Genomic DNA, 25,821 nt, shown 5'->3' on the forward strand with positions numbered 1-25,821 from the left:
GCCGTCAGGGCGGCGCCCCGCGTCGGAGTCAGGCCGGCGGCGCGTCCGTCGCCTTCTGGCCGGTCGGCACCGCCCGGGCGAGGCCGGACTTCTCGGCCGCCACCTCGAACGCGTCGGCCAGGGCGCGCTGGCCCTCGACGGTGGGATGCACGCCGTCCTCGCCGAGCAGCCCGTCCTCGCGGAGGGGGTCCGGGTACTCGAGCGCACCGCCGCCGGCGGCAGTCACGGCCTCGACCAGCGCCGCGTCGTACTCGTCGAGATCGGAGGGGCGCGGGTCGGGGCCCCAGACCGAGTCGAGCGCGATGAGCCGGGCCGAGGGCGAGGCGGACACGATCGCGTCCACTGCCGGCCCGATCGCGGCGTCCACGTCCTCCGGATCCCAGCCGAGATCGTTGCTGCTGGCGATCAGCACGATCGCGTCGGGCCGGGTGTCGGCGATCTCCTCCGCGCGGTCGCCGATCGCGACGCCGCAGTCGCCCGGCTCGATGAAGCCGCCGCCGTCGCAGCCCAGGTTCGTGACCTCCCAGCCGAGGTCGTCGCCGACGAGAGCGGGCCAGGCCTGCTCCGGGTCGACCGTCAGACCGCGCACGATGCTGTCGCCGACGATCGTCACCCGGGAGCCGGCGGGGAGAGAGCCGCCGATCGAGAGCGGCAGCGGATCGGCGGTGACGGTCGGGAGGGGAGTGGCGGTGCCGGCGGGGGACGCGGTCGCCGGGCCGGTCGTCGTCGAGGACGAGCAGCCGGCGAGGCCGAGGGCCAGCGCGCCGATCGCGGCTGCGGCGAGGAGGACGGGACGCGTCATGAGCGGGGATCCTGGAGCCCGTCGCGCAACTCGCCCGCGAGCGCCCGGACCACCGCCTTCAGGTCGCCGTCGTTCGCCGCGGCCGTCCGCAGCTGGCGCTGATAGCTCGCTCCCGCGACCAGGATCAGCTCGACGTCGCCGAGCTCCTTCACGCAGTCGAGACGCTCGGCGACCGGTGCGAGGGTGACGAGCAGGTCCCGGATGTCGTCGGTGACCAGCCGCTCCGCTCCGGCGGCGTCGAGGATGATCTCGGCGTCGAGTCCGTAGCGGGCCGCGCGCCACTTGTTCTCGCGCACGTACCAGGGCTGCATCGTCGGAAGGTCCTCGCCCGCGTCCAGCCGCGACGAGAGGTGCTCGACGAGGCACTGGATCAGCGCGGCGACCGCTCCGATCTCCTCCGCGGAGGAGAGGCCGTCGCACGCGCGCATCTCGAGAGTGCCCCACTGCGGCGAGGGGCGGATGTCCCAGCGGACCTCCGTGTGGTCGTCGATGACGCCGGTGCGCATCATGTCGTCGACGTACTCCTCGTAGTTCGCCCAGGCACCGAACTGCGGAGGCAGGCCCGCCGTCGGCAGCTGCTGGAACATCAGCGCGCGGTTCGAGGCGTAGCCCGTGTCGACTCCGCCCCAGAACGGGCTCGACGCCGAGAGCGCCTGCAGGTGCGGGTAGTAGTCGAGCAGGGAGTTGAGGATCGGCAGCACCTTGTCGCGGTGCTCGATGCCGACGTGCACGTGGATGCCCCAGATCATCATGTTCCGGCCCCACCACTGGGTCCGGTCGATCAGGCGGTGGTACCGCTCCTTGTCCGTGATGGCCTGGTCGAACCACTGCGCGAACGGGTGCGTGCCCGAGCACACGAGGTCGAGTCCCATGGGGTCGGTGATCTCGCGCACCTGCCGCAGCTGATCCTGCAGGTCGGCGACCGCGTCGCGGACGGAGGTGTGCACGCCGGAGACCAGCTCGACCGTGTTGCGCAGGAGCTCGCCGGTGATGTGCGCGTGCGGGGCGCCGTCGTCGCTGCGGAGCGCCTCCAGCACCACATCGGCGACGTTGGCGAGATCGCCCGTCTGCCGGTCGACGATCGCGACCTCCCACTCGATCCCGAGCGTGGAGCGGTCTGATGCGGCGAAGCTGATCTCCATGGCGTGGTCCTCATCGGATCCGGGCGTCCGCCGATCGGGACGCGCCTCGCCATCCTGCCACCTGCGGCCGGGGCGGACGCAGAGCCCCGGCGGCGGCCTTCGGGGTCCCGCGCGGCCCGCTCCCGCGAGGGTGCCGCTGGTCGGCGGCGTGCCGGGCCCGCACCGGGGCGGTTTTTCTGGCAGAATGATCCGTCGGGTCCGAGGCGGTCGACCCTCTACTCACCGCCGACGAAACCCCCTCGAGCTTCCGCCGGGTGTGCCCCCACGCTCACGGCTCAGTTCATCCATCATCGACCGGACACCGGTCAACGACCACACAGGAGAATTGTGGCTGTCAAGATTCGTCTGAAGCGCCTCGGCAAGATCCGGGCGCCCTACTACCGCATCGTCGTCGCCGACTCGCGCACCAAGCGCGACGGCCGCGTGATCGAGGAGATCGGCAAGTACCACCCGACCGAGCAGCCCTCGTTCATCCAGGTCGACTCGGAGCGCGCGCAGTACTGGCTCGGAGTCGGCGCGCAGCCGACCGAGCAGGTCGCCGCGATCCTCAAGCTGACCGGCGACTGGGGCCGCTTCAAGGGCGACGCCGACGCCGTCAGCACGGTCCAGGTGAAGGAGCCCAAGGCTCCGTTCGTCGTCGACGCGAAGAAGAAGCCCGTCCTCAAGCCGAAGTCCGAGGCTCCGGCCAAGGCCGCCCCGGTCGAGGACACCGCCGACGAGACCTCCACCGAGGCGTAGTCAGTGCTCGCTCCCGCCGTCGAACACCTCGTCAAGGGGATCGTCGAGAACCCCGATGAGGTCAGTGTCGTGGCCACGAGCTCCCCGCGCGGAGAGGTCCTCGAGGTGCGCGTGCACCCCGAGGACCTCGGCCGCGTGATCGGACGCTCCGGTCGCACCGCCAAGGCCGTCCGCACTCTCGTCGCCGCGCTCGCCGACGGGCGCCGAGTGCGCGTCGACGTCGTCGACACCGACAAGTAGAGGTGTCGGTCACCGGACCGGGCACGACGCAGCTCCGCGTCGCCCGACTCACCAAGGCCCACGGACTCAAGGGCGCCATCAAGCTCGAGCTCTACACGGACGAGCCCGACAAGCGCTTCACCCCCGGATCCACGTTCACGCTGCAGGTCCCGCGCACCTCCGAGTGGCACGGCAAGAAGCTCGAGCTCGTCGAGCTGCGCTGGTACAACAGCCACCCCGTCGCGTTCTTCCGAGGCGTCGACGACCGCAACGCCGCTGAGACCCTCCTGAAGGCGATCCTCTGGATCGACGAGGAGGTGCAGACCCAGCCGGGCGAGGACGACTCCTGGTACGACTACCAGCTGGTCGGCATGAAGGTCGTCCGCGACGGCGTCGAGGTCGGCACCGTCCGCCGCGTCGACCACTTCCCCGCGCAGGACCTGCTCATCGTCGGTACCCCCTCCGGCGAGGTGATGGTGCCGTTCGTGAACGCGATCGTCCCCTCCGTCGACGCCGCGGCCGGGATCGTCACGGTCACGCCTCCGATCGGCCTGTTCGAGGAGGCTCCCGAGGAGGAGCCCGCCGCGGTCGACCTCAGCGGTGTCGACCTCGCGGACCCGGCGCTGAGCGCGCCTGCGGACGCCGACGCGCCGGACGCCTCCGATGACGCGGACTCCGCTCTTGAGGAGCCCGCCGACGACGAGCCCCCGGCCGCCTCCGACGCCGCCTCCGAGGAGGAGCCCCGGTCGTGAGGATCGACATCGTCACGATCTTCCCGGAGTTCTTCGGCGTGCTCGACATCAGCCTGCTCGGCCGTGCTCGGCAGAGCGGGCTGATCGAGCTCGGCGTGCACGACCTGCGGGACTTCACCCACGACCGCCACCGCACCGTCGACGACACGCCCTACGGCGGCGGCGCCGGCATGGTGATGCGACCGGAGCCGTGGGGCGAGGCGCTCGACACGATCCTCGACGGCGCGGACGACCCCGTCGTGATCTTCCCGTCGCCCGCGGGCGAGCTGTTCACCCAGGCGACCGCCCGCGAGCTCGCGGAGGAGTCCACCCTCGTCTTCGGCTGCGGCCGCTACGAGGGCATCGACCAGCGCGTCGTGGACCACACCGCCGAGCGCGCGCGGGTCCGGCTGATCAGCCTCGGCGACTACGTCCTCAACGGAGGAGAGGTCGCCGTGATGGCGATGATCGAGGCCGTCGGACGCCTGGTCCCGGGCGTGGTCGGCAATCCGGCGAGCCTGGTCGAGGAGAGCCACTCCGACGGGCTGCTCGAGTACCCGAGCTACACCAAGCCGGCCTCCTGGCGCGGCCTCGACGTCCCTCCGGTGCTCCTCAGCGGCAACCACGGGGCGATCGCCGCCTGGCGCCACGAGCAGAGCGTCGAGCGCACGCGCCGCGTCCGCCCCGAACTGCTTCCCTAGCCCCGCGCCGCACGGTCACCGGGCCGCGAGGGCCAGGTGCCGGTCGCGGAGGGCGAGGAAGAGGGGGAACGCGAACGCGAGGGCGACCAGCGGCGCGAGCAGCACCAGGATCCACACGCGGCGCATCCCGATCCGGCGGCCCTCCACCACCATGAAGGCGACGGCCGCGATCGCGACGACCAGCAGGTCGGTCGAGAACGACGACACCCACGGCCCGCCCGCGGCGAGGCCGGCGAGGACGTCCGCGCCCTCCTGCATCGCCCTCACGTTCCAGGTCCAGGTCCCGATCAGCCCGGCGAGGGCGAGGACGAGGTAGACGATCCCGAGCGGCGTCCAGCCGCGGTGCAGCCGGCTCATGCGCGGGCCTCCGTTCGTGCGAGGGTGAGGATCGTCCCTCCGGCGAGGGCGATCACGGCCACAGTAGCGACGGCGAGGGTCAGCGCGTCCGGTGCGGTCAGCGCCTGTCCGCGCAGCGCCTGCCAGCAGGTGAGGGCGACCGCGGCCGCCCAGCCCGCCGAGGCCAGTGCGACGAGCCGCAGCCGGGTGGATCCGGGGCGCAGCACGGGGATCCGCGGTGCCAGCCGTCCGAGCAGCAGCGCGAGCAGCGGGAGCCCCTGCAGAGCGTGCATCCCGACGAAGTGCGGGATGCGCAGATCGCCCCCGATGGTGCTCCAGCCCAGGAGCGGGAGGCCGGGTCCGCCGTCCGCGACTCCGACGGCGTGCGCGCCGACGACGCCCTGGTAGTCGCTGATCTGGCCGGGCGAGGGCCCCGTCATCAGGAACGCGAGGGCCATCCCGACGAGCCCGATCACGAGTCCGACGCGGACGGCGAGCGTCAGCGCAGGGTCGCCGAGCGGCACCCGCGCCAGGAGGGCGGCGAGGACCAGCGTCGCCAGCCAGACCACCACGATCGAGACGGCCATCGAGGCCCAGAGCGCGGCGTGCAGGGGAGTGGAGACGTCGAAGTGGCTGCGCTCGCCGACCAGGGCGGCGCCTCCGATCACGACCATCTCGACCGCCAGACCGACCGCCGCGACCGTGCCCAGCGCTCGGGCGAGGCGGCGCCGGCGGGGCACGAGCCCGATCAGCCAGGCGAGCGTCACGGCGTACAGCGCGATCGAGAGGCAGAACTTCAGCGGCTTGCCCCAGAGCGGCTGCCCGCCGAGCTCGCGGGGATCGACGACCAGCGCGATCGCGCAGAGGAGGGCGCCGACCGCCATCGCGGCAGCGAGCACCAGGAGCGGCCGGTGCGGAGCAGCGGAGGCTGTGGGCGCGGGCGTCTCGGTCGCGGCGCTCATCGGGGCACCTCCGTCGAGCCGAAGCGGCTCTGCGTCTCGCGCGCCTGGGCGACGCGCCGGAGCGACTGCAGCACCACGTCTCCGAGCGCGGTGCCGACGGCGGCGACGGCAGCCTGCTCGCTCACGCTCTCGCGGGCCTGCAGCTCGTCGAGGTCGGCGGAGGCGACGAGGGCGGCGGCGCGGGCGTAGGTCTCGAGCCAGCCGGCGCTCATCGGTCCGGTGGAGAGCTCGAGCGCGTCGAGCGCCCGTGCCGCCGTCGCGACGGCAGGGTGGCCGCAGTGGTCGGAGCCCGCGGCCTCGGCGATCCGCCGCGTCGACGCCTCGGTGGCGGACGCGGTCGAGTCGGCGCTCACGGAGACCACGTCCTGCGCCACCTCGAACGCTGCTGTCGGACCGACGCCCGCGTCGAGCGCGGCCGTGATCCGCTTCGCGCCGGCGATACCGACGCCGCCGCTCTCGATGAGCGCCCGGAGCAGCGTCAGGCGGGCGACATGGGCGTCCCCGTACTCCGCCCGCTGGGGGCCGGCGGCGTCGCCCGGCGGCAGCAGCCCCTCCCGGATGTAGTACTTGATCGTGGGCAGGCTGACGCCGCTGCTGCGGCTGAGCTCCGAGATTCGCACGTGGACAGTATCGCTATCGGATAGCAGTACTGTCCACCGCTTGGTCAGTCCCGCGTTGACAGGACGATGTTTCCCGTCTCGGTGATGGCGATCGTGTGCTCCATGTGGGCGCCGCGAGAGCCGTCACGGCTGCGGAGGGTCCAGCCGTCCTTGTCCGTGTAGATCTCGTCGGTCGTCTGCAGGAACCACGGCTCGATCGCGACGACGAGGCCCGGGCGGAGCGGGTAGCCGCGGCCGGCGCGTCCGTCGTTGGGGATGTGCGGATCGCCGTGCATCGTGCGGCCGACGCCGTGGCCGCCGAAGTCGGTGTTGATGGACAGGCCCTCGGCGTGTGCGACGGCCGCGATGGCCGCGGAGATGTCGCCGATCTTCTTCCCGGGCTGCGCGGCGGCGATGCCGGCCTCGAGCGCGCGGGTGGTGGTGTCGATGAGGGCGAGGTCCTCCTCGCGCGGCGTCCCGACCACGACGCTGATGGCCGAGTCGGCGACCCAGCCGTTCACGGAGGCGGCGAAGTCGAGGGTGAGCAGGTCGCCGTCCCTCAGCCGGTAGTCGAAGGGCAGGCCGTGCAGCACCGCGTCGTTGACGGAGGTGCAGATGACCTTGCCGAAGGGACTCGCGCCGAAAGAGGGGTGGTAGTCGATGTAGCAGGACTCGGCGCCGGCCGTGCGGATCATGTCGTGGGCGAGCCGGTCGAGCTCGAGCAGGTTCACGCCGACCGCGGCAGCGGCGGAGGTGGCCTTCAGTACCTCGCCGACGAAGCGGCCGGCGGGACGCATCTCCTCGATCTCGGCGGGGGTGCGTAGCTCGATCATCCTGATCCTCTCGGGGTCCGCTGAGCCGTCGCTCAGCGGTGGTGGGTACGGTCGGTGCATGCGCACGCGACGGGCATTCGGTTCCTGGCAGTTCCCGGCGGCGATCGTGCTGCCCTTGTGGATCCTCCTCGGCTACGGGGTCTTCGGAGGATCGAGCGGCTGGACCGTGCTCGGCCTGGTGATCGCCCTCCCCATTCTGGCGGTCGCGCTGGCGGCTGTGGCCGCGATCGTCGCATTCCGGGTGACCGTTCGGCCCACGCGCACTCCCGCGTGGGGCGACGTGGCCGTGGTCGGCGCCTGGCACCTCTCCCTGATCGCCTTCGGCTTCTTCCCGCCCGGCGCCTGGGCGCTGGGCCTGCTCTCGGTGGTCCTCGGAGTGGCGGCCTTCTGGCACTCGGGGTGGCGGTTCCTCGCCGACGCGAGGGCCACTCTCCTCGCCTTCTCGGAGGCGGCGTCCGTGCAGGCCGAGGGCGCTCACCGCCCCGTCGCCGGCGAGGGCTTCGACCCGGAGCGCCCGCAGGACGGGCAGACCATCGTCCTCTGAGGGGTCGGGCGTCCCGCGAGGCGCTGTCCCACTGCGAGGCCCCGCCCTGTTCCACGGCTCGGCCCTCTCGACGGACCCGCCCTCTGCGCGGCTCTGCCCTCCGGGTGACCCTGCCCTCCAGACGAGCCTGCTTTGACTCGGATCGACGCGGCATGGCAGAATGAGCGCTTGTGCCTCGCGCAGGCTCTGCCACAGGGGAGCCGCGACGACGTGGGCACGACCGACTTCCATCAACGAAACGGTGTTCGACCTGTGGCGGGCACGGAGAGCGATACAGCATGCACATCCTCGATTCCGTCGATGCGGCGTCCCTCCGCAGCGATGTCCCGGACTTCCGCGCCGGCGACACCGTCAAGGTCCACGTCAACATCGTCGAGGGCTCCCGCTCGCGCATCCAGGTCTTCCAGGGCGTCGTCATCGGCCGCTCCAACGAGGGCGTCCGCGAGACCTTCACCGTCCGCAAGGTGAGCTTCCAGGTCGGCGTCGAGCGCACGTTCCCCGTGCACTCGCCGGTCATCGACCACATCGAGGTCGTCACCCGCGGTGACGTCCGTCGCGCGAAGCTCTACTACCTGCGCAACCTGCGCGGCAAGAAGGCCAAGATCAAGGAGAAGCGCGACGCCTGAGCGGCTTCCGCACGACTTCTCGGGAACCCCGGTCCACCTATGATGGACCGGGGTTCCTCCTTTTCTCGGGGGCGATCCGTCCGGGGAGTCCACCCGGTGATGCACAGTAGGGGCGACGGCGAGCGATGACAGACAGCACGGCCCCGGTCCGCCTCCCCGGAGGCGAGGACCACGCCCGCCACTCGGCGGATCCGTCCGAGAAGCGCCCGCGCAAGCGCCGGGGTGTCCTGCTCTTCCTCCGCGACGTGCTGATCATCTTCGTGGTCGCGGTGCTCGTCTCCTTCCTCGTGAAGACCTTCCTGATCCGCTCGTTCTACATCCCCTCCTCCTCCATGGAGCAGACGCTCGTCGAGAACGATCGCATCCTCGTGAACGAGCTCGTGCCCGGAGTCGTGCCGATCTCGCGGGGCGACGTCGTCGTCTTCCGCGATCCCGGCGGATGGCTCTCGCCGAGCTCCGAGCCCTCCGTGCCGCCGTTCCAGGCCGCGGTCGACTCCGCCCTCGCGCTCGTCGGCCTCACCGCTCCCGACAGCAACGACCACCTCATCAAGCGCGTCATCGGCCTGCCCGGCGATCACGTGACCTGCTGCACGCCGCTCGGCCAGGTCGAGATCAACGGCAACCCGATCGACGAGCCCTACGTGAAGCTGCCCGACGGGGTGCAGGCCGTCTCGGCCACCCCCTTCGACGTCGTCGTGCCCGAGGGCTCGCTCTGGGTGATGGGCGACAACCGCTACAACTCCGCCGACTCCCGCTACAACACCGACAAGCCGGGCGGCGGCTTCGTGCCGATCGACAACGTCGTGGGCCGCGCGATCCTCGTGACCTGGCCCGTGCAGCAGTGGGCGTGGCTCGACGACTACCCGTCGGTGTTCCGCGGAGTCGACACCGAGGCCTCCGACGAGGGCTCGGACGACGCGCAGAGCGGGCAGGGCTAGGTGGTCGTCGCCGAGCCGACGCTGACGCAGGAGCGGCGCCTCTTCCGGCAGGGCTACGAGACGGTCATCGGCTGCGACGAGGTCGGCCGCGGCGCGATCGCCGGCCCGGTGTCGGTCGGTGTCGTGTCGATCGGCAGCCGTTGCGGGCGCTTCCCCGGGGGGCTCCGCGACTCCAAGATGCTCGCTCCCGCCCGCCGCGAGGCGCTCCTGCCGGGAGTCGCGAAGTGGGTCTCGGCCTGGGCGATCGGCGAGTCCTCGGCGGACGAGATCGACGAGACCGGGATCATCGCCGGCCTCGGCCGCGCCGCGTCGAGGGGCATCGAGCGCCTCGCCGACCAGGGCGTCGACCTCGCCACCGCCGTCGTCCTCCTCGACGGCGCCCACGACTGGCTGACGCCCGCGCTGGGCGAGTGGGCGGCAGAGCTGACGATCGTCACCCGTGTGAAGGCCGACCGCGACTGCGCCGCCGTCTCCGCCGCCTCCGTGCTCGCGAAGGTGGGCCGGGACGGTCAGATGGTGCGCCACCACGACGACTTCGCCGACTACGCCTGGGACAGCAACAAGGGCTACGGCAGCGCCGCGCACTGGGCGGGGATCGAGCGGGTCGGCCCGTCCCCGCTGCACCGGGTGACCTGGCTGTCGAAGTCGCGGGAGAGCGTCGAGGAGCCGCTCCCGGCGCTCGGGCCCGTCGGCTCGGCGTAGGATTGTCCAACGATGGATGAGGACGAATTCGAGGACTACGACCGCGAGGTCGAGCTGGCACTGTACCGGGAGTACCGCGACGTCGTCTCGCAGTTCTCGTACGTCGTCGAGACCGAGCGCCGGTTCTACCTGGCGAACGAGGTCGACCTGGTCCGCCGCGACACCGAGCACGACTTCTACTTCGAGCTCACCATGCGCGACGTGTGGGTCTGGGACGTCTACCGCTCCGACCGCTTCGTGAAGTCGGTGCGCGTGCTGACCTTCAAGGACGTCAACGTCGAGGAGCTCTCCCGCAAGGAGTTCGAGCTCCCCAAGGAGCTCGCGCTCGACGAGTAGCCCTCTGTCGCGGCAGGCTCCGGACCCCTTGCTGGTCGCGTAGCCGCCTCCGACGGCGCATCGAGACCCGGTGCCAGGAGCCCCACCCCGCTCCGGAGCTCTCTCGGATCCTCGGCTCCGCGGGTCTCGTCGTCAGGCGGCGCGGATAGATCAGCTGGTCGCGTAGCCGCACCCGGCGGCGTATCGAGACCCCGGTCCGACGTCCCTCCCCACCCGCCACCTCGGCCCTCTTCTCCCCGGATCCCCTCCCGGCCGTACAGCGCTTGTTCCTGCTCCGGCACGCTTCCGGCAGGAGGACGCATGGACAAGGACGAACTGGGGCGGCGCGGCGAGGAGATCGCGGCGGCGCACCTGAGAGACAACGGATTCGAGATCCTCGACCGCAACTGGCGGGTCCGCGAGGGCGAGCTCGACATCGTCGCCCGCGACGGGTCGGCACTGGTCGTGGTGGAGGTGAAGACGCGCTCGTCGACGCGCTTCGGGCTTCCGGTCGAGGCCATCACGCGGGCCAAGGCGCAGCGCCTGCGGCGACTCGGCTACGCCTGGGCCGACGAGCACCACGAGCGCTCCCGGCATCTGCGGATCGACGCGGTCGGCATCGTCGCGCCCGGGGGAGTCCCGTCGCAGATCCGGCACCTGCGGGCGGTGGCCTGATGGGCCTGGGGAGGACTTCGGCGGTCGGTCTCGTCGGCTTCGCGGGAGCCGTGGTCGGGGTGGAGGCGCACTCGGCCGACGGCACCCCGGGCATGGTGATCATCGGCCTGCCCGACGCCGCGCTCGCGCAGGCGAAGGAGCGGGTGCGCTCGGCGGCGATCAACTCCGGCAGCACCATCGCCGAGTACAAGATCACCGTGAACCTCTCGCCGGCCGCGATGCCCAAGCACGGCTCCGCCTTCGATCTCGCCATCGGGCTGGCCGCGCTCGCGTCGCTCCGCGAGGTCGATGCGGAGTCGGTCGCCGCGGTCGTCCATATCGGGGAGCTCGGCCTGGACGGCCGGCTGCGCTCCGTCCCGGGCGTGCTGCCCGCGGTGCTCGCGGCCGCCCGCGAGGGCAGGCGCCGCGTGATGGTCCCCGTCGAGGACCGGCTCGAGGCGGAGCTGGTCGACGGCGTCGAGGTGATCGCGGTCTCCTCGCTGGCGGCGGCCGCCGTCTGGCACGGAGCCGAGTGGGAAGTGCCGGTGCTCCCCGAGGCCGCGCCGCCGGCTGAGACGGTGTCCGAGCCGGAGGCCCGCCTCGACCTCTCCGACGTGGTGGGGAACGAGGAGGCGGCCGAGGCGATGGTCGTCGCGGCGGCGGGCGGGCACCACGTGTTTTTGCTCGGGCCTCCCGGCGCCGGGAAGACGATGCTCGCCTCGCGCTTGCCGGGCATCCTCCCCGACCTCGATGACGACGCAGCGCTGGAGGCCACCTGCATGCGCTCGCTGGTCGGAGCGCCGACCGGTGGCGCGCTGGTGCGCAGACCGCCGTTCGAGAGTCCGCACCACTCCGCCTCGTCCGCAGCGATCGTCGGCGGGGGCAGCGGCCGCATCCGGCCCGGCGCGGTCGCCCGCGCCACCCGGGGAGTGCTGTTCCTCGACGAGGCCCCCGAGTTCTCGTCCGTCGCCCTCGATGCGTTGCGCCAGCCGCTCGAATCCGGCGTGATCCGCATCCACCGCGCGAACGCCGTCGCCGAGTTCCCCGCGCGGGTGCAGCTCGTCCTCGCGGCGAACCCGTGCCCGTGCGGCCGCTTCGGCATCCCCGGAGAGACCTGCACCTGTGCTCCCTCGGTCCGCCGCCGCTACCTCGCGCGGCTCAGCGGACCGCTGCTCGACCGCGTCGACATCCGCCTGACGGTCCGCCGGATCAGCGCGGCTCAGCTGGCCGCACGTCGAGACACGTCCGGAATGTCGACGGCGCAGGCTCGCGCCCATGTCGCCGCGGCGCGGTCCCTCGCAGCGGCTCGCCTCGCCTCCACGCCGTGGACGCTCAACTCGGAGGTCTCCGGCGCCTGGCTGCGCTCGGACGCGGTGCGCCCGACCAGTGCCGAGTCCCGCACGCTCGACCGGGCTCTGGAGCGAGGTCTGGTGACCATGCGCGGCTACGACAGGGTCCTGCGCCTGGCCTGGACGCTCGCGGACCTCGACGCAGCCGACCGGCCGTCAGCAGCCCACCTCGCGCGCGCGCGCTCGTCCTTCGAGGAGGTGCCGCGTGATCCGGCCCGACGCGCTCTTCGACGGAGCGGAGCTCGACGCTGTTCGCCGACTGCTGCCGAGCGGTGCAGCCGAGCCCCGGTCAGCTGCCGACGGCGAGGCGACCGATGAGTCTGACGGTGGTCGGGGGTCACTCGTCGACGCTGCTGCCCGGTGCGGCTGGAACTCTCTGACCGAGCCCGGCGACTCCGTCGCCGCCCTCCTCATCGAGAGGGTCGGCGCGGCCGAGGCCTTCGCCCACGTCGTGTCCTCGTCGTCCGCGGAGGAGATCCTCGCGCCCCCGCATCGCGCTCCCTCCGACGAAGAAGGCCCGGCACCCGCGCCCCTCGACTCCGAGGTCGCCGCCCTGCAGTCGGGGCTGGCGCGCTGGCGACCGCGCCTGGACCGCAGGCTCCTGTTCCGACGTCTCGAGATCGCCGAGCGACTCGGCGCCCGGCTGCTCCTGCCCGGGGCTCCCGTGTGGCCCGAGTCGCTCGACGACCTCGGGCCGCACGCGCCACTCCTGCTCTGGCTGCGCGGTGATCCCGCCGCCTTCGATCCGACGCACCGCCTCGCCCTCGTCGGCGCCCGCGCTGCCACCGGCTACGGCGAGCACGTCGCCGCCGAGCTCGCCGCGGGCGTCGCGGCGCGAGGCGTCTCCGTCGTCTCGGGCGGTGCCTTCGGGATCGACGCGGTCGCCCACCGTGCCGCCCTCGGCTCCGGAGGCCGGACGGTCGCCTTCCTCGCCGGGGGAGCGGACCGCCTCTACCCGACGGCCCACGCCGACCTCCTCCACCGCATCATCGCCACACCCGGCTGCGCCGTCGCCACCGAGGTCCCGCCGGGCACCACGCCCACTCGCTGGCGATTCCTGCAGCGCAACCGTCTCATCGCCGCCTCCACCGCGGGCACCGTCGTCGTCGAGGCCGGCGCCCGCTCCGGATCCCTCAACACCGCCGGCCACGCGGCTGCCCTGGGCCGCCCCCTCGGCGCGGTCCCGGGCCCGGTCACCAGTGCCTCCTCCGCCGGCTGCCACCGGCTCCTCCGCGAGTACGCGGCGACCTGCGTCACCTCGCCGGCGGATGTGCTCGAACTGCTCGCCGTCGGCGACGCCGACGGATCGTGCCGAGCGCTGACCGCGGCTGAGGCGCGAGTCCTGGCCGTCGTCGAATCCGAAGGAGGCTGTGACGCCGCAACCGTCGCCCGGCTCTCCGGGGAATCGCTCGATTCGGCACTGTCGGCGCTGGGTGCGCTCCTCGCAGACGGACGCGTCCACCGTTCCGAGGACGGGGACTGGGAGCGGGCGCCCGGGTGAGCGGCCCCGCCGCCGCGGCGCTGTCGGCGGTCCGCCCTACGCTGAAGGGGCATCGGCGAGGGGAGCGGCATGGACGCCACGGCAGCAGGACACGGCGGAGAGCGCCCGCAGCTCGGGCACTTCCGCGCCCCCGACAGGGTCATCGCGCATCTGAGCGACACGCACCTGCTGGCCGACGGCGCTCCGCTCTACGGGAAGGTCGACACGGTCGCCCGCCTCGCGCAGGCGGTCGACCGGCTGGCCGAGCGCGGCGGACGCCTGGACGCGATCGTGGTGACCGGGGACGTCGCGGACCGCGGCGAGGAGGACGCCTACCGGCGCGTGCGCGAGCAGCTCGACCCCGTGGGCGAGCGGTTCGGCTGCCCGATCGTCTGGGTGGTGGGCAACCACGACGAGCGCGGAGCGTTCCGGCGGGTGCTGCTCGGGCAGGACCCGGCGGGCGCGGGACCCGTGGACCAGGTCGTCGACCTCGGCGGGCTCCGGCTCATCGCGCTCGACAGCGCGGTGCCCGGCTTCCACCACGGCGACCTCACCGACGCCCAGCTGGCCTGGCTGAAGGACGAGCTCGCCGCACCGGCCCCGCTGGGGACGATCCTCGCCCTGCACCACCCTCCGCTGCCCACGCCGCTCGGCGCGATGACCGTGCTCGAGCTGCGGGGGATCGACCGCCTCGATGAGGTGGTGCGCGGAACCGACGTCCGCGCGATCCTCGGCGGCCACCTGCACTACCCCACGGCTGCGACCTTCGCGGGCGTGCCCGTGCTCGTCGCCGGCGCCACCAGCTACACGATGGACCTCGGAGCGCCCGAGCGGGAGCTCGCCGGCGTCGACGGAGCGCAGAGCCTCTCGCTCGTCCACGTCCACCCGGAGACGGTGGCCGCCTCGTTCGTGCCGACGGCACCGGCCCCGATCGCGACGCGGTTCGGCACCGACCTGATCGAGCGGCTCGAGGGGCTCGACGAGCAGGGGCGCATCGACCTCTGGTCGCGGATGCCGGACGGATCATGACCGGCGAGACGCTCGCCGACTCGGTCGAGCACTTCCTCCGGTACGTCCTCGATGAGCGGTCCCTCTCGCCCGCCACCGCGAAGGGCTACCGCTCCGACCTGGCGCGCCTGATCGCCCACACGGAGGAGAAGGGGCGGCTCCTCACCGCCGAGCTCGACCTCGAGCTGCTGCGCGACTGGCTCTGGCGAGAGTCGGAGTCGGGGATCGCCCGCGCGACCCTCGCCCGGCGCACCGCGGCCGTCCGCTCCTTCTCCTCCTGGGCGCATCGGACCGAGCGGCTCCCCGTCGACGTCGCCGCACGCCTCAAGACGCCCAAGTCGGGACGGACACTGCCGCGGGTCCTCACGCTCCCGCAGGCGGAACAGGTGCTCGACACGGTCGCGGCGCGAGGCGCGACCGATGACCCGGTGGCGCTGCGGGACCTCGTGATCGTCGAGCTGCTCTACGCCTCCGGCATCCGCGTCTCCGAGCTGGTCGCCGTCGACCTGGGCGACGTCGATCTCGGCCGGCTCACCGTGCTCGTCACCGGCAAGGGCGCCAAGCAGCGGGTCGTCCCGTTCGGCGTCCCCGCGAAGGAGGCGCTCGTCGACTACCTGGAGCGCGCCCGACCCTCTCTCGCCACCGGCGACGGGAGCGGGGCCCTGCTGCTGGGACGGCGGGGCGCGCGCCTCACCCCGCGCACGGTCTACGGCGTGGTGGCGAGGCTCCTCGACGGCGGGCAGGGCTCCGGACCGTCCGGTCCGCACACCCTCCGCCACACCGCGGCGACCCATCTGCTCGACGGCGGAGCCGACCTCCGCGCCGTCCAGGAGCTGCTCGGCCACGCGAGCCTGGGCACCACGCAGATCTACACCCACGTCTCGACCGAGCGGATCCGCGACGCCTACCGCCTCGCCCACCCCCGCGCCTGACCGGACGCGCGAGTCGCTGGACGCACCCTTCCGCGCCACTCGCTGAACACCCTGCGCCATGTCGTCCATCGGCAGGAGCACCGCCCGGGGGATCCCGCCGAAGAACCGCATCGGCGAAACGTAGTCGCCACCCTCGCGGACGCCGAGGTGCACGCACCTCCCGTCGCAGTGGCCGCCCGCACCCACTGCTCCGACGGGCTGGCCCGCGGTGAGGACCTGCCCGGCCGTCACCGATCCGTCGACCGGCTCGACCGTCGAGACCAGACCGTCCGCGTGCACGATGCTCACCACGGACCGGTCGACCACCCTGCCCGAGAACGACACGGTACCCGCAGCGACGGCGACCACGGGCTGCCCGGCCGCTGCGGCGAGGTCGATCCCGCGGTGCCCGGGGGCGTAGCGGTGCGCTGGCGCGCCCCACGGCTCCACGACGGAGAAGCCCGCGACGGGGGAGGTCCACCGCGGGTCGGACCGGCCGGGGGACGAGGTGCCGGAGGGCGAGGCGCCGAGAGGCGCCCCGACGAGCAGAGCGGCGAGGGCGAACACGCCCGGGCGCAGGAGTCGGGATCGGAGCATGCGGCCACCCTCCTGGAGCCGGTCCGGGACCGGTGGTCGGCCGAGCGGATCAGGGGAGGAGAGCGCGACGGGCCCGGCTGTGGAGGGAGGACATCGGCCGGGGGAGAGCGCAACCCGTCCCGGCGGTGCCGCGGCGAGGAGTAACGTGCCGGTGATCCGGCTCGGGAGCGGCACCCCGCCCCCACCGGCGGCGAGAATCGGAGACGACCATGACCAGCGGACGATCTGACACGACCAGCGGGAGAGCGGACATCCCGAACCCCTCGGCGGCGAAGCTGAAGAGGAAGGTGATCGGCCTCGCGATCGCGGCGGCGGTCGGCGGCTTCCTCTTCGGCTTCGACTCGTCGGTGGTGAACGGTGCCGTGGAGGCGGTGCAGGGCGAGTTCCAGCTCTCGGCCGCCCTGATCGGCTTCGCCGTCGCCTCCGCGCTGCTCGGCTGTGCGCTCGGCGCGTACCTCGCTGGGCGCCTGGCCGACCGCTGGGGCCGCATCAAGGTCATGCTGCTCGGCGCCGGGCTCTTCTTCATCTCCTCCATCGGCGCCGGCGCGGCGTTCGCGGTCTGGGACCTCGTGCTCTGGCGCGTGGTCGGAGGCCTCGGCATCGGCATCGCCTCCGTGATCGCTCCGACCTACATCTCGGAGATCGCGCCCAAGGCCATCCGCGGAGCTCTCGCGTCGCTGCAGCAGCTGGCGATCACGCTCGGCATCTTCGCCGCCCTGCTCTCGGACACCCTCATCGCGAACGGCGCGGACGGCGCCTCCGAGCCCTTCTGGTTCGGCGTCGCCGCCTGGCGCTGGATGTTCATCGCCTGTGCCGTGCCTGCGGTCATCTACGGCCTCCTGGCCCTGACCCTGCCGGAATCGCCCCGCTACCTCGCGACCCGCGGCCGCTCCGAGGACGCCCGCGCGGTGCTCGCGACGGTCACGCCGCGCGACGAGGTCGACGAGGCGCTCGCGGACATCCAGAAGAAGATCGACGAGGACTCCGAGAACGCGAAGCGCTCCAGCCTCCGCGGTCCCGCCCTCGGCCTGCTCCCCGTGGTCTGGGTCGGCATCCTGCTGTCGGTGTTCCAGCAGTTCGTGGGCATCAACGTGATCTTCTACTACTCCACCTCGCTCTGGAGCGCGGTCGGATTCGACGAGTCCAACTCCTTCGCGATCTCGGTCTTCACCTCGGTCGTGAACGTCGTCGTCACCTTCGTGGCGATCTTCCTGGTCGACAAGGTCGGCCGGAAGCCGCTGCTGCTGGTCGGCTCGGCCGGCATGGCCGTCTCGCTCGCGCTGATGGCCATCGCCTTCAGCCAGTCGACGATCAGCGGAGAGGACGTCTCGCTGCCCGGCGCGTGGGGGCCGATCGCCCTCGTCTCGGCGAACGCGTTCGTCGTCTTCTTCGGTGCGACCTGGGGCCCGCTGGTGTGGGTCCTCCTCGGCGAGATCTTCCCGAACCGGATCCGGGCGGCCGCCCTCGGCCTGGCGGCATCTGCCCAGTGGATCGCGAACTTCGCCATCACGGTGACCTTCCCGATCCTCTCGCAGGACGTGTCGCTCACCCTGGCCTACGGCCTCTACGCCGCCTTCGCGGCTATCTCGTTCGTCTTCGTCTTCATGTTCGTGCCCGAGACCAAGGGCCGCTCTCTGGAGGAGATGGACACCCTGCACATCCGCACCGTGATGAAGTCGGCGCGCAAGTAGCACCGGTCTTCCGAGCCTCGACGGCCGCCCTCCTGCAGCAGCGGGGGAGGCGGCCGTCCTGGTGCTAGACTCCACGGAGCACCTCGCTCGTCGGGGTGACTACGCGCGCCCGTTCGGCCTCCGCTCCCCACGGTCCCTCTCCGCTCACGCGGCCGGGGCGGGAGTGCGCCGGGCGCCAGGGCGACGTGCCGACCGGCCGTCGCAGACAACCGAACGGGAGTTCGGCGCCGTCGTGCGCCCGGGCCCCGAGACAAGGAGAACGACTCATGGCAGTCGTCACCATGCGCCAGCTGCTCGACAGCGGCGTCCACTTCGGGCACCAGACCCGTCGCTGGAACCCGAAGATGAAGCGCTTCATCCTGACCGAGCGCTCGGGCAGCTACATCATCGACCTCCAGCAGTCGCTGGCCTACATCGACAAGACCTACGACTTCGTCAAGGAGACGGTCGCCCACGGCGGCACCATCCTCTTCGTCGGCACCAAGAAGCAGGCGCAGAACGCGATCTCGGAGCAGGCGACCCGCGTCGGCCAGCCCTACGTGAACCAGCGCTGGCTCGGCGGCCTCCTGACCAACTTCCAGACGGTCTCGAAGCGCCTCGCCCGCATGAAGGAGCTGGAGGAGCTCGACTTCGACGACACGTCGAAGAGCGGCTTCACCAAGAAGGAGCTCCTCATCAAGAAGCGCGAGCTCGACAAGCTGCACAAGTCGCTCGGCGGCATCCGCAACCTCTCGAAGACGCCGTCGGCCCTCTGGGTCGTCGACACCAAGAAGGAGCACCTCGCGATCGACGAGGCCAAGAAGCTGGGCATCCCGGTCATCGGCATCCTCGACACGAACTGCGACCCGGACGAGGTCCAGTACCCGATCCCGGGCAACGACGACGCGATCCGCTCGGTGAGCCTGCTCACCCGCATCGTCGCCGACGCCGCGGCCGAGGGCCTCATCCAGCGCCACCAGAAGCCCGAGGCCGAGGGCAACGTCTCCGCCGTCGAGCCGCTGGCCGAGTGGGAGCAGGAGCTGCTCTCCACCGGTGCGCCCGCCGCCGACGTGCAGGAGCCGAACGAGCAGGCCGGCGCGGAGACCGAGAAGGTCGCCGACGCCGAGGCCGAGACCGCCGACGAGGCCGTCGTCGAGGCCGAGACCGCCGCCGCGGAGGAGGCCCCCGAGGCCGACGCCGCCGCGACCTCGACCGACGAGACCGCCACCGCCTGACACCCCGTTCCGTGACGGGGGTCGGACGCCGCACCCGCGGTCGTCCGGCCCCCGCTCGGTCGGTGCACGTTCACCACGAGTAAGAACCGCCGTCACCTCGGCGTGCTGGGCTCCTCCCGTGAGCCCGCCGCGAGTGACGGCGCCACAGGGTTTCCGAACCAAGAGGAGTTCCGAGAACATGGCAAATTTCAGCCTCGCTGACGTCAAGACGCTGCGCGAGCAGCTCGGTACCGGCATGGTCGACACGAAGAACGCGCTCGTCGAGGCCGACGGCGACCTGGACAAGGCGGTCGAGATCCTCCGCCTCAAGGGCGCCAAGGGCAACGCGAAGCGCGCCGACCGCTCCACGAGCGAGGGCCTCGTCGCCGCCGCCGAGAAGGAAGGCGTCGCCACGATGATCGAGCTCGCGTGCGAGACCGACTTCGTCGCCAAGGGCACGAAGTTCATCGCCCTCGCCGACGCCGTGCTCGCCGCGGTCGTCGCCGCCGGCTCCACCACGGTCGAGGAGGCCCTCGCGGCCCCCGCCGACGGCAAGACCGTCGCCGACCTCATCAACGACGAGGCCGCGATCCTCGGCGAGAAGGTGGAGCTGCGCCGCGTGGCCTCCGTCTCCGGCGAGCACTTCGCGATCTACCTCCACAAGACGAACAAGGACCTGCCCCCGCAGGTCGGCGTGGTCGTCGGCTACGCGGGTGAGGACGCCGAGACCGCGCGCTCCGTCGCCCAGCACATCTCGTTCGCGAACCCGTCCTACCTCTCGCGCGAGGACGTGCCGCAGTCCGAGGTCGACAACGAGCGCCGCATCGTCGAGGAGATCTCGCGCGGCGAGGGCAAGCCCGAGGCCGCCCTGCCGAAGATCATCGAGGGACGCGTGAACGCGTACTTCAAGCAGGTCGCCCTGCTCGACCAGGACTACGCGAAGGACAACAAGCTGTCCGTCAGCAAGGTCCTGAGCGACGCGGGCCTGACCGTGTCGGGCTTCGCCCGTTTCAAGGTCGGCGCCTAACAGCACTGCAGGAGGGAGTCCGGGTCGTTCAGTCGCCCCGGGCTCCCTTCGCTCTGCCCGGGGCGGCCCCGGGCGTGGTCGCGGGGTCCGCTCCGCGCGGGATAGGTTTGTACGGGTCTACGGGAGGAAACGTCCATGACGGAGACGGATGCGATGACGACGGGCAAGCGCCGCAGGGTGCTTCTGAAGCTGTCGGGGGAGGCGTTCGGAGCCGGCACGCTCGGCGTGAACCCTGACGTAATCAGCGCCCTGGCGCGCGAGATCGCCGATGCCGCGACCGAGGTGGAGATCTCGGTGGTCGTCGGCGGCGGCAACTTCTTCCGCGGAGCCGAGCTCTCGCAGCGCGGCATGGACCGCGGCCGGGCCGACTACATGGGCATGCTGGGCACGGTGATGAACGCCCTCGCTCTCCAGGACTTCCTCGAGCAGGCGGGCGCCGAGACGCGCGTTCAGTCAGCGATCGCGATGACGCAGGTCGCGGAGCCCTACATCCCCCGCCGGGCGATCCGGCACATGGAGAAGGGCCGCGTCGTCATCTTCGGCGCCGGCGCCGGACTCCCGTACTTCTCGACCGACACGGTCGCCGCGCAGCGCGCGCTCGAGACGCACGCCGACGTAGTCCTCGTCGCCAAGAACGGCGTGGACGGCGTGTACGACGCCGACCCGCGGACGAACCCCGACGCGAAGAAGCTCGACGCGCTGACCTACCAGGAGGCGCTCCAGCGGGGCCTCAAGGTGGTCGACTCCACCGCGTTCAGCCTCTGCATGGACAACGGCATGCCGATGCAGGTCTTCGGCATGGAGCCCTCGGGCAACGTCGCGAAGGCCATCCGCGGCGCCGAGCTCGGCACGCTCGTCTCGAACTAGACTGACCACTTCCCTCTCTTAAGGAGCTCCCTGTGATCTCGGATGTACTGGCCGACGCGAAGACCAAGATGGGCAAGGCCGTCGAGGTCGCCAAGGAGGACTTCTCCACGGTCCGCACCGGACGCGCGAACCCCGGCATGTTCCAGAAGGTGCTGGTGAGCTACTACGGCACCCCGACGCCGCTGTCGCAGCTCGCCTCGATGCAGAACCAGGAGGCCCGCACGCTCGTCTTGACGCCCTACGACAAGGGCTCGCTGCGCGACATCGAGCAGGCCATCCGGGACATGCCGAACCTCGGCGCGAACCCGACCAACGACGGCACGATCATCCGCGTGACCCTGCCGGAGCTCACCGCCGAGCGCCGCAAGGAGTTCGTCAAGATCGTCCGCACCAAGGCCGAGGACGCCAAGATCGCGGTGCGCAACATCCGCCGCAAGGGCAAGGACGACCTCGACGCGCTGAAGGGCGACATCGGCGACGACGAGCTCGCCCGCGGCGAGAAGGAGCTCGAGGCGCTCACGAAGCAGCACGTCGACGCGATCGACGAGGCGCTCAAGCGCAAGGAATCCGAACTGCTCGAGGTGTAGCGGTGCCCGAGATCCCCGAAGGACCCGAGGGCGGCGAGAAGAGACCGTCTCCGCACGTCCCGGGTGCCCGGGGATCCCGGATGGTCACCCGCGACGCGCTGCGTGCGCGCGCCCAGCAGGGCCGGGCCGACGTCGAGCGCCAGCTCGAGGCGACCCGCGCCCAGCTCGAGGCGACTAACGACCGCCTGACCGCGCGCTCGGGCCGGAACCTCGTGTCGGCGACCGCGATCGGACTCCTCGGCGGTGGCGCGATGGTCGTCAGCCTGCTGCTGGTCAAGGAGCTCTTCATGGTGCTCGCGGGGGTGGTGGTGCTGCTCGCGGCGCTCGAGCTCTCGAACGCCCTGCGCCACGCCGGTCGCGACATCCCGCGCATCCCGACCGGGATCGTGGCGGTCGTCGCCGTGCCGGCCGCCTACTACGGCGGCCTCGGCGCCGCGTGGGCCACCGTCCTCGGCGGATCCGTCCTCGTCGGCGTCTGGCGGCTGGGGGAGCAGCTCTTCCGGCGCACCGCCTCGAGCCGGAGGGACCTCGCCCTCGACATCGGCCTCGGCGCGTTCGTCCAGGGCTACACGACCTTCCTCGGCGCCTTCGCGATTCGTCTCGTCGCCGAGCCCGGCGGCCAGCTCTGGGCGTTCGCGTTCCTGGTGCTCGTGATCGTCGTCGACACCGGCGCCTACGTGAGCGGACTCACCTGGGGCAAGCACCCGATGGCACCGCGGATCAGCCCGAAGAAGACCTGGGAGGGGTTCGCCGGTGCTGCCGTCGCGGGGATCGGCGTCGGCGTCCTGCTCGCCCTGCTGATGCTCGGCCAGCCCTGGTGGGTCGGCGCGGTGTTCGGGGCGGTGGTGCTGCTCACCGCGACGCTCGGCGACCTCGCCGAGTCGCTGATCAAGCGCGACATCGGCATCAAGGACATGAGCTCGTGGCTGCCCGGCCACGGAGGAGTCCTCGACCGGCTGGACTCGATCCTGCCGTCGGCCGCCGCGGCCTACGTGCTGTACTTCGTCTTCGCCCACTGAGCGGGCGCCTCACCGGGGCGTGCCGATTCCGCTCCCGGCGCGCGGCTTGGCATGATGTCGGGATGACCGCTCCCTTCCCCCGAGCCCGCGAGTCCCGTCCCGGCTACGACACGGCCGAGGTCGACTCCTTCCTCGCGTCGGCGCGCGAGGCCTACTCGCAGCTCTCCGGGGGACCGGCGGACCTCCGCGCCGCCGACCTGCGCCACACCGCGTTCACCCTTCGCAAGGGCGGCTACTCCGCGCCCCACGTCGATGCGGCGCTCGAGCGCCTCGAGGACGCCTTCGCCCTGCGGGAGCGCCAGTACGCGATCGCGGCCCGGGGCGAGGAGGCGTGGCTCGCGGACGCGCGGTCGACCGCCCAGGAGATCGTGAACCGGCTGGCCCGCGCTCCCCGCGAGCGGTTCACCCGGGCCGGCGCTCTCACGACGGGCTACAACATCCGCCAGGTCGACGCCTTCGCCGACCGGATCTCCGGGTACTTCCGCGACGGATCGGTGCTGACCGTGGACGACGTGCGGACCGTCTCCTTCGCCCCGCAGCGCGGCGGGTACGCCGAGGCGCAGGTCGACCTGCTGCTCGACACGGTCGTCGACGTGATGCTGGCGGTCCGCTGACCGGAGCCGGATCTGCTGGCCGATCAGGTCATCGTCCGTTATGCTTTCGTAATCGTGGCTCAGCATCCTCAGACCTCCGTCGCCCACACGCCCGCGAACCGCACCAGCGGTCGCCCGGCGGTCCCGCACCAGACCCCGGTGCGGCGCTCCTGGGCTCGGATCCCGGTGACGGTGCTGGCCTTCACGGCGTCGATCGCGTTCGCCATGGTGAACGTCGTCGATCCGTCCAGCGGCGCGGTCGCCTCCCCCTACTACCAGGCCCCGGCGCGCTTCAACGGCGACTCCGCGCAGCGGCTCGTCGTCGCGGACGCCGTCGAGCGGACCGTCCAGCGCGACTCGTTCGGCGCCGAGGCGAAGCCGACGCCCACTCCGACCCCGACGCCCACTCCGACCGAGACTCAGACCGCTTCCGCGACCGTCGACGAGGAGGAGTCGGGCTCCGCCGAGGCGGAGACCGCCGCTCCCGTCCAGCGCGCCGCCGCTCCGGATCCCGGATCCGCGAAGGCCATCGCGTACGACATGATCGTGCAGCGCGGCTGGGCCGACAGCGAGTACGACTGCCTCGTCCTCCTCTGGAACCGCGAGTCCGGCTGGAACGTCTACGCCGAGAACAAGTCCAGCGGTGCCTACGGCATCCCGCAGGCACTCCCCGGCAGCAAGATGGCGACGGCCGGCTCCGACTGGGCGACCAACGCGAGCACCCAGATCACCTGGGGCCTCGGCTACATCTCCGGCCGCTACGGCTCGCCCTGCGGCGCCTGGGCCCACTCCGAGTCGGTCGGCTGGTACTGATCGTTCCCCTCCGCTCGGCACCGCGTCCGGCGGGCTGAGGCTCTCGCTACCCTGGTGCCGTGGATTACGCGCTGCTCGGGGTCGTCGGGATCATCACGGTCGTCACCGTCGCGCGGTTCTCGAGCCGCCTCGGGATCGCCGCACCGCTGCTCCTGGTCGTCATCGGTATCGGCGCGTCCTACCTCCCCGGGGTCCCGGACATCGAGGTCGAGCCTGAGCTGATCCTCGCGGGCGTGCTGCCGCCGCTGCTGTACTCGGCCGCGATCCAGGTGCCCCTCACCGACTTCCGGCGGAACCTGCGCTCGATCTTCGGGCTCTCGGTGCTGCTGGTCGTCGTGACCGCCCTCGTGGTGGGCGGCTTCCTCTACCTCGTGTTCCCCGATCTGAGCCTGCCCGCAGCGATCGCTCTGGGCGCCGTCGTGAGCCCAACCGACGCGGTGGCAGCGACCTCGATCGGCAAGAAGCTCGGACTCCCGCCCCGCCTGGTGACGGTGCTCGAGGGCGAGAGCCTCGTGAACGACGCGTCGGCGCTGGTGCTGCTGCGCGCCGCGACGGCTGCGGCGGCCGTGGTCGGCGCCTCCGTCACGACCGACGCGATCGACGTGGGCGAGGTGGGGGTCCTCTTCGTCTACTCCGTCCTGATGGCGATCGTCCTCGGACTGGTGATGGGCGTGCTCACCGTCTTCGTGCGCTCGACGCTGCGGGACCCGGTGCTCGACACCGCCGTGTCCTTCGCCGTGCCGTTCCTGGCCTACATCCCGGCCGAGGAGCTGGGCGCGTCCGGGGTGCTCGCCGTCGTGGTCACCGGGATCTACACGGGGCACAACAGCGCGCGCTTCCTCTCGCCGCAGTCGCGGATCAGCGAGCGGGTGAACTGGCGGACGGCGCAGTTCCTGCTCGAGAACGGCGTCTTCCTGCTCATGGGCGCCGAGATCAAGGCGATCGTCTCCGGGGTCGTGGACCCGGGCGAGTTCGGAGTGGGCACCGCGGTGCTGCTGGGTCTGGCCACCGTGGTCATCCTGATCGTGCTGCGGGCCCTCTTCGTGTGGCCGCTGCTCCTGTGGCTGCGCAGCTCCGGTCGGCGGGCGGAGCGGATCAACCGGCGGCTGGCGGTGGGCCTGATGCGACTGCGCAACAGCGCCACCAGCGACGAGCGCTTCCGGCGGCGGCAGGTGCGAGCGGAACGGCTCTACCTCCGGCGCGAGACCGACCTGGCCGCGACCACGAGCGAGGCGTTCGGCTGGCGCGGAGGAGTCGTCCTGTCCTGGTCCGGGATGCGCGGCGTGGTCACGCTCGCCGCGGCCCAGTCGCTGCCGGACGAGACTCCCTACCGCTCCCAGCTGATCCTGATCGCCTTCACCGTCGCCGTCGTGACGCTGCTCCTGCAGGGTGCGACGCTCCCCGCGCTGATCCGGCTCACCGGCATCCAGGGCACCGACGGAGAGGCCGACCGCCGCGAGCTCGCGACGCTGCTCGACGAGGTCGCGGCCACGGGCATCCAGGCCCTCCCCGAGGCAGTGGCTGAGCTGCCCGACGGCGAGGCGGGCGAGCGCGTCCTCGAGCGCGTGCGCCGCGACACTCTGACCCGCTCGCAGGTGGCGTGGGAGCAGGTCGGCCGCGCGGAGGACGCGCCCCTCGGCCCGCACGCGCAGTACCTGCGGCTGCGCCGAGCGGTCCTGCTCGCCGAGCGGGAGGCGCTGCTGGACGCCCGGGGGCGCGGGGTCTACTCCTCGCGGACGCTGCGGCGGGCGCAGCTGATGCTCGACGCCGAGGAGACCCGGCTCGAGATAGACGACAGCTCCCACTGACGGAAGGGGCACGGCGGCGGCCTCCTAGACTGGGGG

The 25,821-nt window shown here is 72.0% G+C and carries 29 protein-coding genes and 1 pseudogene; 23 read left to right on the forward strand and 7 right to left on the reverse strand.

Features of this window, described 5'->3' with window-relative positions:
- Positions 1-28: 28 nt before the first annotated feature.
- Positions 29-802 carry an SGNH/GDSL hydrolase family protein gene (locus tag C5D09_RS08245; RefSeq protein ID WP_104269063.1) on the reverse strand — a complete coding sequence of 258 codons (774 nt, stop codon included), beginning with the start codon at positions 800-802 and terminating at the stop codon, positions 29-31.
- Positions 799-1,944 (reverse strand): glutamate--cysteine ligase, encoded by a 1,146-nt coding sequence (locus C5D09_RS08250; RefSeq protein ID WP_104269064.1) that lies wholly within the window; start codon positions 1,942-1,944, stop codon positions 799-801. Before C5D09_RS08250 ends, C5D09_RS08245 begins: the two co-directional genes overlap by 4 nt.
- Positions 1,945-2,271: 327 nt before the next feature.
- Between C5D09_RS08250 and rpsP the strand changes: the two genes are divergently transcribed.
- From rpsP to trmD, 4 genes are read left to right on the forward strand one after another with little or no spacing between them, the layout of a single operon-like run.
- On the forward strand, positions 2,272-2,682 hold the full coding sequence (rpsP, locus tag C5D09_RS08255) for a 30S ribosomal protein S16 (protein WP_104223912.1): 411 nt from the start codon (positions 2,272-2,274) through the stop codon (positions 2,680-2,682).
- A 3-nt stretch (positions 2,683-2,685) separates the two neighbouring features.
- A complete protein-coding gene (locus tag C5D09_RS08260) occupies positions 2,686-2,922 on the forward strand; it encodes an RNA-binding protein (protein ID WP_068210678.1) in 237 nt (78 codons plus the stop codon).
- Positions 2,923-2,924: 2 nt separating this feature from the next.
- Complete coding sequence (gene rimM, locus C5D09_RS08265) at positions 2,925-3,653, forward strand: ribosome maturation factor RimM (protein WP_104247631.1); 729 nt, start codon at positions 2,925-2,927, stop codon at positions 3,651-3,653.
- Positions 3,650-4,333, forward strand: a complete 684-nt coding sequence (trmD, locus tag C5D09_RS08270; protein ID WP_104226875.1) for a tRNA (guanosine(37)-N1)-methyltransferase TrmD — start codon at positions 3,650-3,652, stop codon at positions 4,331-4,333. The genes rimM and trmD overlap by 4 nt, the downstream gene beginning before the upstream one ends.
- 15 nt (positions 4,334-4,348) lie before the next feature.
- Here the strand turns inward: trmD and C5D09_RS08275 are convergent, their stop codons facing one another.
- From C5D09_RS08275 to map, 4 genes are read right to left on the reverse strand one after another with little or no spacing between them, the layout of a single operon-like run.
- The gene (locus tag C5D09_RS08275; RefSeq protein ID WP_104250523.1) at positions 4,349-4,690 is read right to left on the reverse strand and encodes a DUF2834 domain-containing protein; all 342 of its coding nucleotides are present in this window, start codon (positions 4,688-4,690) and stop codon (positions 4,349-4,351) included.
- A complete protein-coding gene (locus C5D09_RS08280) occupies positions 4,687-5,631 on the reverse strand; it encodes a hypothetical protein (RefSeq protein WP_104260576.1) in 945 nt (314 codons plus the stop codon). Before C5D09_RS08280 ends, C5D09_RS08275 begins: the two co-directional genes overlap by 4 nt.
- Positions 5,628-6,251, reverse strand: a complete 624-nt coding sequence (locus tag C5D09_RS08285) for a MerR family transcriptional regulator (protein ID WP_104226873.1) — start codon at positions 6,249-6,251, stop codon at positions 5,628-5,630. Before C5D09_RS08285 ends, C5D09_RS08280 begins: the two co-directional genes overlap by 4 nt.
- 44 nt (positions 6,252-6,295) lie before the next feature.
- The gene (gene map, locus C5D09_RS08290; RefSeq protein ID WP_104260578.1) at positions 6,296-7,063 is read right to left on the reverse strand and encodes a type I methionyl aminopeptidase; all 768 of its coding nucleotides are present in this window, start codon (positions 7,061-7,063) and stop codon (positions 6,296-6,298) included.
- A 58-nt stretch (positions 7,064-7,121) separates the two neighbouring features.
- On the opposite strand from map, the gene C5D09_RS08295 reads away from it, so the two are divergent.
- The 10 genes from C5D09_RS08295 (at position 7,122) to C5D09_RS08340 (ending at position 15,611) form a co-directional block, all read left to right on the forward strand.
- Positions 7,122-7,607: a hypothetical protein gene (locus C5D09_RS08295; protein ID WP_104247628.1), complete on the forward strand. Its 486-nt coding sequence runs from the start codon at positions 7,122-7,124 to the stop codon at positions 7,605-7,607.
- 278 nt (positions 7,608-7,885) lie between these two features.
- Positions 7,886-8,233, forward strand: coding sequence for a 50S ribosomal protein L19 (gene rplS, locus C5D09_RS08300; protein WP_104223904.1), 348 nt, complete (start codon positions 7,886-7,888; stop codon positions 8,231-8,233).
- A gap of 125 nt (positions 8,234-8,358) precedes the next feature.
- Positions 8,359-9,171 (forward strand): signal peptidase I, encoded by an 813-nt coding sequence (gene lepB, locus C5D09_RS08305; RefSeq protein ID WP_104269065.1) that lies wholly within the window; start codon positions 8,359-8,361, stop codon positions 9,169-9,171.
- Positions 9,172-9,873, forward strand: a complete 702-nt coding sequence (locus tag C5D09_RS08310) for a ribonuclease HII (protein ID WP_104260580.1) — start codon at positions 9,172-9,174, stop codon at positions 9,871-9,873.
- Between the two features lie 12 nt (positions 9,874-9,885).
- The gene (locus C5D09_RS08315; RefSeq protein WP_055792576.1) at positions 9,886-10,209 is read left to right on the forward strand and encodes a DUF2469 domain-containing protein; all 324 of its coding nucleotides are present in this window, start codon (positions 9,886-9,888) and stop codon (positions 10,207-10,209) included.
- A 300-nt stretch (positions 10,210-10,509) separates the two neighbouring features.
- Positions 10,510-10,863 (forward strand): YraN family protein, encoded by a 354-nt coding sequence (locus tag C5D09_RS08320; protein ID WP_104269066.1) that lies wholly within the window; start codon positions 10,510-10,512, stop codon positions 10,861-10,863.
- Positions 10,863-12,509 (forward strand): YifB family Mg chelatase-like AAA ATPase, encoded by a 1,647-nt coding sequence (locus tag C5D09_RS08325; RefSeq protein ID WP_104269067.1) that lies wholly within the window; start codon positions 10,863-10,865, stop codon positions 12,507-12,509. Before C5D09_RS08320 ends, C5D09_RS08325 begins: the two co-directional genes overlap by 1 nt.
- Before the next feature lie 133 nt (positions 12,510-12,642).
- Positions 12,643-13,692 carry a DNA-processing protein DprA gene (gene dprA / locus C5D09_RS08330; protein WP_258066948.1) on the forward strand — a complete coding sequence of 350 codons (1,050 nt, stop codon included), beginning with the start codon at positions 12,643-12,645 and terminating at the stop codon, positions 13,690-13,692.
- Between the two features lie 69 nt (positions 13,693-13,761).
- Positions 13,762-14,700 (forward strand): phosphodiesterase, encoded by a 939-nt coding sequence (locus C5D09_RS08335; RefSeq protein ID WP_104269068.1) that lies wholly within the window; start codon positions 13,762-13,764, stop codon positions 14,698-14,700.
- Positions 14,697-15,611 (forward strand): tyrosine recombinase XerC, encoded by a 915-nt coding sequence (locus C5D09_RS08340; protein ID WP_104269069.1) that lies wholly within the window; start codon positions 14,697-14,699, stop codon positions 15,609-15,611. The genes C5D09_RS08335 and C5D09_RS08340 overlap by 4 nt, the downstream gene beginning before the upstream one ends.
- A 123-nt stretch (positions 15,612-15,734) precedes the next feature.
- Here the strand turns inward: C5D09_RS08340 and C5D09_RS17990 are convergent.
- Positions 15,735-16,187: pseudogene (locus tag C5D09_RS17990) on the reverse strand (murein hydrolase activator EnvC family protein); the annotation flags it as partial.
- A gap of 209 nt (positions 16,188-16,396) precedes the next feature.
- Here C5D09_RS17990 and C5D09_RS08350 point away from each other — a divergent pair.
- The 9 genes from C5D09_RS08350 (at position 16,397) to C5D09_RS08390 (ending at position 25,785) form a co-directional block, all read left to right on the forward strand.
- Entirely contained in the window at positions 16,397-17,878 is a 1,482-nt protein-coding gene (locus C5D09_RS08350) for a sugar porter family MFS transporter (protein ID WP_104223897.1), read from the forward strand.
- A 266-nt stretch (positions 17,879-18,144) separates the two neighbouring features.
- On the forward strand, positions 18,145-19,092 hold the full coding sequence (gene rpsB, locus C5D09_RS08355; protein WP_104269070.1) for a 30S ribosomal protein S2: 948 nt from the start codon (positions 18,145-18,147) through the stop codon (positions 19,090-19,092).
- A 178-nt stretch (positions 19,093-19,270) separates the two neighbouring features.
- Positions 19,271-20,098, forward strand: a complete 828-nt coding sequence (tsf, locus tag C5D09_RS08360) for a translation elongation factor Ts (protein ID WP_104269071.1) — start codon at positions 19,271-19,273, stop codon at positions 20,096-20,098.
- Positions 20,099-20,251: 153 nt separating this feature from the next.
- Entirely contained in the window at positions 20,252-20,965 is a 714-nt protein-coding gene (gene pyrH / locus C5D09_RS08365; protein WP_374952923.1) for a UMP kinase, read from the forward strand.
- A gap of 32 nt (positions 20,966-20,997) precedes the next feature.
- A complete protein-coding gene (gene frr, locus C5D09_RS08370) occupies positions 20,998-21,552 on the forward strand; it encodes a ribosome recycling factor (RefSeq protein ID WP_104232499.1) in 555 nt (184 codons plus the stop codon).
- A gap of 80 nt (positions 21,553-21,632) precedes the next feature.
- The gene (locus tag C5D09_RS08375; RefSeq protein ID WP_104269072.1) at positions 21,633-22,571 is read left to right on the forward strand and encodes a phosphatidate cytidylyltransferase; all 939 of its coding nucleotides are present in this window, start codon (positions 21,633-21,635) and stop codon (positions 22,569-22,571) included.
- Between the two features lie 62 nt (positions 22,572-22,633).
- Entirely contained in the window at positions 22,634-23,185 is a 552-nt protein-coding gene (locus C5D09_RS08380; protein ID WP_104226865.1) for a DivIVA domain-containing protein, read from the forward strand.
- A gap of 54 nt (positions 23,186-23,239) precedes the next feature.
- Complete coding sequence (locus C5D09_RS08385) at positions 23,240-23,977, forward strand: lytic transglycosylase domain-containing protein (protein WP_258066949.1); 738 nt, start codon at positions 23,240-23,242, stop codon at positions 23,975-23,977.
- A gap of 59 nt (positions 23,978-24,036) precedes the next feature.
- The gene (locus C5D09_RS08390; RefSeq protein ID WP_104269074.1) at positions 24,037-25,785 is read left to right on the forward strand and encodes a sodium:proton antiporter; all 1,749 of its coding nucleotides are present in this window, start codon (positions 24,037-24,039) and stop codon (positions 25,783-25,785) included.
- Positions 25,786-25,821 lie beyond the last annotated feature (36 nt).

This window comes from Rathayibacter sp. AY1C9 (assembly GCF_002932315.1).
In the GTDB taxonomy this organism is placed as follows: domain Bacteria; phylum Actinomycetota; class Actinomycetes; order Actinomycetales; family Microbacteriaceae; genus Rathayibacter.

Coding starts and splice junctions, on each gene's coding strand:
- C5D09_RS08245 (WP_104269063.1), bottom strand. CDS start 802: ATGACGCGTCCCGTCCTCCTCGCCGCAGCCGCGATCGGCGCGCTGGCC.
- C5D09_RS08250 (WP_104269064.1), bottom strand. CDS start 1,944: ATGGAGATCAGCTTCGCCGCATCAGACCGCTCCACGCTCGGGATCGAG.
- C5D09_RS08275 (WP_104250523.1), bottom strand. CDS start 4,690: ATGAGCCGGCTGCACCGCGGCTGGACGCCGCTCGGGATCGTCTACCTC.
- C5D09_RS08280 (WP_104260576.1), bottom strand. CDS start 5,631: ATGAGCGCCGCGACCGAGACGCCCGCGCCCACAGCCTCCGCTGCTCCG.
- map (WP_104260578.1), bottom strand. CDS start 7,063: ATGATCGAGCTACGCACCCCCGCCGAGATCGAGGAGATGCGTCCCGCC.
- C5D09_RS08295 (WP_104247628.1), top strand. CDS start 7,122: ATGCGCACGCGACGGGCATTCGGTTCCTGGCAGTTCCCGGCGGCGATC.
- rplS (WP_104223904.1), top strand. CDS start 7,886: ATGCACATCCTCGATTCCGTCGATGCGGCGTCCCTCCGCAGCGATGTC.
- lepB (WP_104269065.1), top strand. CDS start 8,359: ATGACAGACAGCACGGCCCCGGTCCGCCTCCCCGGAGGCGAGGACCAC.
- C5D09_RS08315 (WP_055792576.1), top strand. CDS start 9,886: ATGGATGAGGACGAATTCGAGGACTACGACCGCGAGGTCGAGCTGGCA.
- C5D09_RS08320 (WP_104269066.1), top strand. CDS start 10,510: ATGGACAAGGACGAACTGGGGCGGCGCGGCGAGGAGATCGCGGCGGCG.
- C5D09_RS08325 (WP_104269067.1), top strand. CDS start 10,863: ATGGGCCTGGGGAGGACTTCGGCGGTCGGTCTCGTCGGCTTCGCGGGA.
- C5D09_RS08335 (WP_104269068.1), top strand. CDS start 13,762: ATGGACGCCACGGCAGCAGGACACGGCGGAGAGCGCCCGCAGCTCGGG.
- C5D09_RS08340 (WP_104269069.1), top strand. CDS start 14,697: ATGACCGGCGAGACGCTCGCCGACTCGGTCGAGCACTTCCTCCGGTAC.
- C5D09_RS08350 (WP_104223897.1), top strand. CDS start 16,397: ATGACCAGCGGACGATCTGACACGACCAGCGGGAGAGCGGACATCCCG.
- rpsB (WP_104269070.1), top strand. CDS start 18,145: ATGGCAGTCGTCACCATGCGCCAGCTGCTCGACAGCGGCGTCCACTTC.
- tsf (WP_104269071.1), top strand. CDS start 19,271: ATGGCAAATTTCAGCCTCGCTGACGTCAAGACGCTGCGCGAGCAGCTC.
- pyrH (WP_374952923.1), top strand. CDS start 20,252: ATGACGACGGGCAAGCGCCGCAGGGTGCTTCTGAAGCTGTCGGGGGAG.
- C5D09_RS08375 (WP_104269072.1), top strand. CDS start 21,633: ATGGTCACCCGCGACGCGCTGCGTGCGCGCGCCCAGCAGGGCCGGGCC.
- C5D09_RS08380 (WP_104226865.1), top strand. CDS start 22,634: ATGACCGCTCCCTTCCCCCGAGCCCGCGAGTCCCGTCCCGGCTACGAC.